At 61.7% G+C, this 7,169-nt stretch carries 7 protein-coding genes; 3 read left to right on the forward strand and 4 right to left on the reverse strand.

Annotated elements, in window-relative coordinates; all coding sequences use genetic code 11:
- Positions 1 to 256: 256 nt before the first annotated feature.
- Positions 257 to 1,702: an MATE family efflux transporter gene (locus tag BLT27_RS11370; RefSeq protein WP_089733957.1), complete on the forward strand. Its 1,446-nt coding sequence runs from the start codon at positions 257 to 259 to the stop codon at positions 1,700 to 1,702.
- Positions 1,703 to 1,723: 21 nt separating this feature from the next.
- Here BLT27_RS11370 and BLT27_RS11375 read toward each other — a convergent pair whose 3' ends face one another.
- Both BLT27_RS11375 and heR read right to left on the reverse strand, forming a co-directional pair.
- The gene (locus BLT27_RS11375; RefSeq protein WP_089733959.1) at positions 1,724 to 2,509 is read right to left on the reverse strand and encodes an HpcH/HpaI aldolase family protein; all 786 of its coding nucleotides are present in this window, start codon (positions 2,507 to 2,509) and stop codon (positions 1,724 to 1,726) included.
- Between the two features lie 101 nt (positions 2,510 to 2,610).
- Positions 2,611 to 3,390, reverse strand: a complete 780-nt coding sequence (gene heR / locus BLT27_RS11380) for a heliorhodopsin HeR (RefSeq protein ID WP_175526437.1) — start codon at positions 3,388 to 3,390, stop codon at positions 2,611 to 2,613.
- 228 nt (positions 3,391 to 3,618) lie between these two features.
- Here heR and BLT27_RS11385 point away from each other — a divergent pair, with 228 nt between their 5' ends.
- A complete protein-coding gene (locus tag BLT27_RS11385) occupies positions 3,619 to 4,386 on the forward strand; it encodes a DUF429 domain-containing protein (protein ID WP_175526438.1) in 768 nt (255 codons plus the stop codon).
- 387 nt (positions 4,387 to 4,773) lie between these two features.
- Positions 4,774 to 5,748, forward strand: coding sequence for a tyrosine-type recombinase/integrase (locus BLT27_RS11390; RefSeq protein WP_217639136.1), 975 nt, complete (start codon positions 4,774 to 4,776; stop codon positions 5,746 to 5,748).
- 510 nt (positions 5,749 to 6,258) lie between these two features.
- Here the strand turns inward: BLT27_RS11390 and BLT27_RS11395 are convergent.
- Entirely contained in the window at positions 6,259 to 6,732 is a 474-nt protein-coding gene (locus tag BLT27_RS11395; protein WP_089733965.1) for a hypothetical protein, read from the reverse strand.
- Positions 6,733 to 6,849: 117 nt separating this feature from the next.
- A partial coding sequence (locus BLT27_RS11400) for a transposase (RefSeq protein WP_139172316.1) occupies positions 6,850 to 7,169 on the reverse strand: 320 nt, incomplete at its 5' end.

Raw genomic sequence — 7,169 nt, forward strand, 5'->3', positions numbered from 1 at the left:
TGCAGTCTGGCCTCGGTTCCGTAGTCGAGAGGACATGACGTAGGTGTGACCACTACTACTCGCTGGATGGCAGACCCATATATCTGTGATGCCTGAATATACAGGTTTTCCGGGCGTTTCTGCCGTGTATTCTGCACCACCGCTATAACATCATATTACCAACAGTTGAACTTTCGAGACGTGTCGTTGTACAGAACACGGAACCAGATTGCCGACGAGACGCAACTCATTTGTTTCGGTTCGAAATAGGTACGCTGTGTACCGTCCGCCGAACCCGGTCCGGCTCGTCATCCTCTGGATCGGCCTCGCCCTGGCCCGCGTCGGCCTCGTCTCCCGGGAGCACGTACACCGGACGACGGACCTCGCCTGGCCGCGCATCGTCACGGGGCTCGCGCGGATGTCGAAGAACGCCGTCGACGTGGCGATGGTCGGCGTCGCCGTCGGCCGCACTGCCATCGCCGGCGTCGGCTTCGCCTCTCCGTACTGGGGCGTCGCCTTCTCACTCGGCGGTGGCTTCGCCGCGGGCACCATCGCCCTCGTCTCACAGCGATTCGGGGGCGAGGCGTTCGACGAACTCGGCGACGCCATCCGGGCGAGCGCGCTCCTCGTCGTCGTCGTCACGCTCCCGGTTGCAGCGGTCTTCTGGTCGGTCCCGACCGAACTCGTCGGCCTCCTGACCAGCGAGGCACGCCCGGTCGAACTCGGCGGGGCGTACCTCAAGATCCTCGCCCTCGGGGTGCCGTTCGCCGGGCTGAACCTCGTCGGGAGCCGCATCTACATCGGGCTCGACGACGCCTGGACGCCGATGGTCCTCCGGGCGGGCGGCGCAGTCATGAACATCGCCCTCAATGCCGTGCTCATCTTCGGGTTCGACCTCGGTGTCGAGGGGGCGGCGTGGGGCACCGTGCTCTCGAACGCGCTCATCACCGGCGTCTTCGCCGTCGCGCTGGCAGCCGGCCGACTCCCCCTCCTGGGCGAACTCCCAGTCCGGGTCTCGCCGACCGGCCCCTACGCGGTCCTCGGCGACCTTCGCGACCTCGTCCGCATCGGGCTGCCGGTCGTCGGACGCAACCTCGTCTGGACCGTCGCGAAGTTCCCCATGCTCGCCATCGTCGGCCTGTTCGGCTCGACGGTCGTCGCCGCCTACGTCATCAGCCGCCGTATCTGGGGCCTGATGAACACGCCCGGCTGGGGGTTCGGACTCGCCGCCAGCAGCCTCGTCGGCCAGGAGCTCGGCGCGGGCGACGAGGCAGCCGCGGAGTCCTACGCCCGCGACATCATCGCGTTCTCCGTCGCCACCTACGCCGTCGCGGCCATCGTCGTCGCCGTCTTCGCCGACCCCATCGTCGCCTCGTTCGTCGGCGATCCCGATGACACCGCCATCCCCGTCGCCAGGGGACTCGTCTACGCCGCCTGCATCGCCGTCATCGCCGGCGGCGTCAAGGCCGCGACCGCCGGCCCGCTCGACGCAAGCGGCGACACGCGGTGGCCGTTCTACAGCCAGGCCATCGGGATGTTCGGTGTCGCCATCCCGCTCGCGTACCTCGGCGCGACCACGCCGCTCGGCATCTACGGGCTCTACCTCTCGTTCCTCGCCGAGACGAGCGTCCCGGCGGCCATCAACTACTGGCGGTTCGCCTCGGGCGAGTGGAAGGCTATCAGCCGCGAGTACCGTCCCGACCAGCCCGTCGCCGACGACTGAACCCAGGTCGCCCGCCGGGACTCAACCCCAGTCCTCGTCGTACGCCGCCAGCAGCCGCTCGTTCCCCGCCCGCAGGAAGCCGGCGTCGTAGCCCAAGACGGCGAAGTCGAAGCCGAGTCCGGCCCACGTCCTGAAGCGGTCGGGGTCCGTGGCGAACACGCCGACCGGCACCCCCGCGTCGTCGGCCGCCGCGACGACCTCGGCGACCGCCTCCTCGAACGCCGCGGCCCCGTAGTCGAGTGGGGCATCGAGTGCCACCGAGAGGTCCGCCGGCCCGACGAACAGGGCGTCGATACCCGCCACGGCGGCGATCTCCGTGGCGTTCTCGACCGCCGCCAGCGTCTCGACCTGCACGATTCTGGTCAGCGCGTCGTCGGCCCCGTCCAGATACGCCGGCAGGTCCGCGCCGAAGCCGGAGGCCCGGGTGCCGGCCGTCCCGCGAATGCCATCGGGAGGGTACGTCGAGGCCGCGACCACCCCTTCGGCGTCCGCGGCAGTGTCGATTCTGGGCACCATCAGGCCACCCACGCCGGCGTCCAGCGCCCGCTTGATGACCACCTCGTCGTTGCTCGGCACGCGGGCCAGCGGGACCGTGTCGCCCGGCGCGGCGTCGATGCCTCGAACGAGGTCGCCCAGGTCGCCCACGTCCGTCGGTGCGTGCTCCATGTCCACGACCACGAAGTCATAGTCGTGTCTAGCGGTCAGCTCGGCGACCTCCCCGTGTGGGATGGAGACCCAGCCGCCCCGGAGCTGCTCGCCGTCGTGGAATCGGTGCCACAGCCGCTCGAATCGTTCCAGCCGGTCCATGGCGGCGCTTCGGAGAGCGGTGTGAAGGATGTTTGGCTGCCGGTGGTCCGGCGCGCCACGGCATCATCGTCGGAGCACCGTCGCCGCCACTGACCGGGCGTTCAGACCGGGGCGTTGAGCGCGCCGAAGAACACCTGCCAGGCCAGCAGCGACTTCGCGACCAGACTCAGGACGATGTAGCTCTTCTCCCCGAAGAGGTAGTCCTCCCACTTCCAGGTCTCGCGGTACTGCAGCACCATGTTGATGGCGAACAGGTTGAAGAACACGAACAGGCTGGCGTAGATCGCCAGCACGAAGTCCGGCGGTCCGCCGCCGTCGCTCCCAGCGACGGTGCTCAGGATGGTGATGGCGATGACGACCCAGGGGACGAGACCGGCGAAGCTCCCGATGATGTAGGCCGTCCAGTCCGTCCGCTCGGTGGTCTGGTTGTGGAGCTCCATCATCCAGCCCATGAGGTTCATCACGGCGACCAGCGAGAACAGCGCCACCAGGGTCCCGAGGTCCCAGACGCCGGCCAGCATCGCGATGACGACTATCATCACCGAGGCGCTGACCGCGTACTCGTACCAGCGGTAGGGGTTCATCCCACGTTCGAGGTACGAGACGTAGGAGTCGTAGAGCACCGTCGCGATGAGCAGGTGCGCAAGCGCCGAGATGAGCAGGAACGCGGCGACGAGGTAGGACAACTGGATCGTCGTCCAGGGTTCGAGCACGGGTTCGAGACGCTGGGCGTCCGCCTGGAAGTCGAGCCGCGTGACGGTGATGGTCCACTTGAGCGAGGTGCTCAGGTAGATCATCAGCGCGCCCTGCACGAAGTGCAGCACGGCCATCGCCGCGTTGAACTGGCGGAGCCGGCGATAGGGCTGGTTCGAAGGTGCCATTCCTACTGCAAGGAACTCGATAGCAATGAGGCTATGCCCCCGGACCGACAGATTCGAACCCGTCCCCATTCCGACCACACGGCGCTGACGACGGAGAACAGTGCCACAGACTGGTCAGCACTGGGAGACGGTCGTCCACACCGACGGACCCGACCATCGTCCGGGCACGAACCGCCCCGGGTCCGCAGGGAATCAAGAGTTAACACGGATATTCGTGTAGGTGGCAGTATGGCGAAGTACGTCGGTCTCGACTGGGCCTCGAAAGGGTGGTTCGGCGTGGTGCTCCGCGACGACGGGAGCTGGGAGACCGACCTCTTTCCATCCATCTGGAGCGTCTGGAAGTACCACAGCGACGCCGCCAGCATCCTCGTCGACGTCCCCATCGGACTCCCCAGCGAAGGGAAGCGGGTCTGTGACGTGAAGGCGAAGGAGAAGCTCTCTCGACAACAGCGCAGCGTGTTCTACACCCCGATCCGAGAGGCCGTGTACTCACAGAACATCGACGAGGCGAAGGCGACGAACGAGAAGCGAGCCGGGTTCAGCATCCAGAACCAGGCGTGGGGCATCGTGCCGCGCATCCGGGAGGTCGACGAGTTCCTCGACGCGAACCCCGGCGCCCGCGACCGGTTGCGGGAAACGCATCCCGAGGTCTGCTTCTACTCACTCCACGGACAGACCCCGCTCGACAGCGCCAAGACGACCCGCGACGGCTTCCGACAGCGCAAGTCGCTCCTCGTCGACGAGACACCCGAGGCGAAGGAGATCGTCGCGGAGTGCCTCCCACGGTACACCACCCCCGACTACGCACCGATGGTCGGTGGTGCCGACGACATCCTCGACGCCCTGGTCGCAGCACTGACGGCACGACGCCCAGCCGACGAACGCCTGACCCTCCCGGACGCCCCGCCGACCGACGAGCGCGGACTCCCGATGCAGATGGTCTACCCCTCCAACACCAGGCAGACACGGCTGTCGAGTCTGAGCGCACACCAGTGACTGCGGGTGACGGGTCATCGACACACACTGCAGAACGGACCCGACGGGACTCCCGCGAGCGAGCGCTAGCGAGCGAGTGGGAGTACGTCGGGGGAGTGACCGAAGTGAAACGAGGGAACGGACCCGACGGGATTTGAACCTCGGTCGGACATGCTCGCTTCGCTGCGCGTGTCCTTCCTGATTCAAATCCCGCTGTTGCGTTTTGCAGTTCAGGCTCCTCGCTTCACTCGTCGCAGAGAACTGCAAAACGGACCCGACGGGATTTGAACCCGCGACATCTTGGTAGAACCTGCGCACCACTCTCGGAACACATGGGCATCGGACCCACAAATGCCCACGGAAAATCAGTACAAGCTCGAATCGATTCGTCCGAGAGAAGCCGTAGAAATGTACCTCAACCACCGAAGCGACGATTTGGCAGAAACCACCCTACACGCCTACGAGAGCCGACTGTCATTCTTCACCGCTTGGTGTGACGACAGGGGGGTAGACGACATGAACGACCTTACGGGGAGACTACTCTACAAGTTCCGTATCGACCGACGTGACGACGGAGATTTGTCGAAGACGAGTCTCAAGACCCAACTGACGTGCATACGGTCGTTCATCAAGTTCTGTGAGTCAATCGAAGCCGTCCCCGAAGGACTTCACAGAGACGTGATTCTGCCGTCACTCAAACACGGTGACGACGTGCGAGAGGTAGCCGTCTCCATCGATGAAGCCGAACAGATACGCAGCTACCTTCGGACCTACGAATATGCGACTCTCAGGCACGTACTGTTCGAGGTGCTTTGGTCCACGGGGATTCGTACGGGGACGGCCCACTCGCTTGACGTAGACGACGTGCTCCAAGACGAGAACGCACTACGGATTCGACACAGGTCCGATACGGATACCCGACTCAAGAACGGGACTCGGGCCGAGAGACTGGTTGCACTTGACCCGACGGTCGTGGACATTATAGCCGACTACATCCAGACGAATCGGCCAGAGACGACAGACGACTACGGACGGAACCCTCTATTCGCTTCAGAGCAGGGCCGTATGCACAAGTCCAATCTACGGAAACTCACCTACGCGATTACACGGCCCTGCTACTACGCAGGCGAGTGTCCTCACAGTCGTGACACCGACGACTGTGAGGCAGTCGCCTATTCGGATGCACACGGGTGCCCGTCAAGCAAGTCACTTCACGCTATCCGACGTGGCTCAATCACCAAGCACCTGATTGACGACGTACCCAAGACAGTCGTCTCAGATCGGGCTAACGTCTCTCCCGATGTGCTGGATAAGCACTACGACGTGCGTGACGAGAAGACCCGTATGGAGCAACGTCGAGACGTATTATTCGGAGACGAGTAGAGGCTATTCACCTGACTTTTCTCGGTAGCGTGTAATTCCGTCTCCGATGGGTTTGCTCAGTCGTACGATGTAGATAGTCACTATACCGATTATGAGTAATCCCGTATAGATCCCCATCTCGTACCAAATAGAGTTGTCAGCTTGTGCCACTTGGAACGCTTTGCCACCTATGATGCCACCCATCATCAAACTCAACACATGGACGAATACCTCCCATAGGGTCGTCTCTTTTTCTCGTCTGATTGCTTCTACCAGCGAATTTGTTTCGTCCATGTGAACGAATTACTCGTCTTCTACTGGGATTACGTGACTGAGGCTTTCATATGGGATGTAGCCGATTTGGTTATTACGTTCGTTCATGAGGTGGATGCCGTGATCATCTTCCTTAACTTTCTCACACTTTTGTTCTTCAAATTTACTCGAAACTCGATAGACTGCTTTTAGGGTCATTACGATCTAACCAACAACAGACAAACGTAAGAAGGTCAGCAAACCGTGGTGGAAGTGAAACTAATCCCAATCAAGCATATCGCCCCACACGACGACAAAGAGTAGGACAAGGAGAAGAGCGAATATCACAATCCCCCGTGCCAAGTCATTTACTGGAATTATCGCAATTACCTCCACCATGACGAGAGTGAAGGTGAAGAACATGAGCGAGGCATTGATTTTCTGCCCCCTATCCGTCTGTTCACGGTCGTGGCACACCTCGAACCCCTTGGGTGTCAAAGTAAGCTCTGCCCACCCTTCCGCAGATTTCTGTTCTACCAATTCGGTCGTCGTCAGATGTGTAATGACGTTACTTACCTCGTTTTTGTTGTCTGCCTCAAGCTCAAGTTCCTCAAGAAGCTCATCCCGTAGGTAAGCCCGTTGCACGACTTTTGCTTGCTGTTCATCAGGCTCATCGGTATCTGTATTCGTGTGAAAGACACCGTTGTTTTCGTATAGATGGTTTAGCACACGAGTCCAATCGTACTCGTTCATACAATCGTCTGGATGGTCGAGAATAATAGTAGCACGCCAACCACGGTGGAAGTAAAATCAGATCCAAAGTCGGAGTGACGGAGCCATTGTGTGTAGGAGCGTGTCATAGAATCCATCTCATAGTTTCTCACAGCCCGGTTCGTTTCCTCGCTCGTAGTTGGTGATAGCAATGACGAGCCGGAGACACAGTGCCAGGAACACTTCTGTTCGTGCGTGGACGCGGCCTCGGGCGCGGACGTGCCCGAGGCCGCAGTCCTTGACTGCGTCGTTGGTCCGTTCGACCCCTGTCCGGTGGTTGTACGTCTCGTCTAAGACTGACTGCTTGAGCTGAACGTCCTCGCTGTGTTCGGTGATGCGGTCTTCGACTCTGTACTCGATATCTTTCGGGTGGTCAGTGTTTCGCGGGTTGTATGGAGCGATTGGCACGACCCCTGCGG

Source organism: Haloarchaeobius iranensis, from assembly GCF_900103505.1.
Lineage (GTDB): Archaea > Halobacteriota > Halobacteria > Halobacteriales > Natrialbaceae > Haloarchaeobius > Haloarchaeobius iranensis.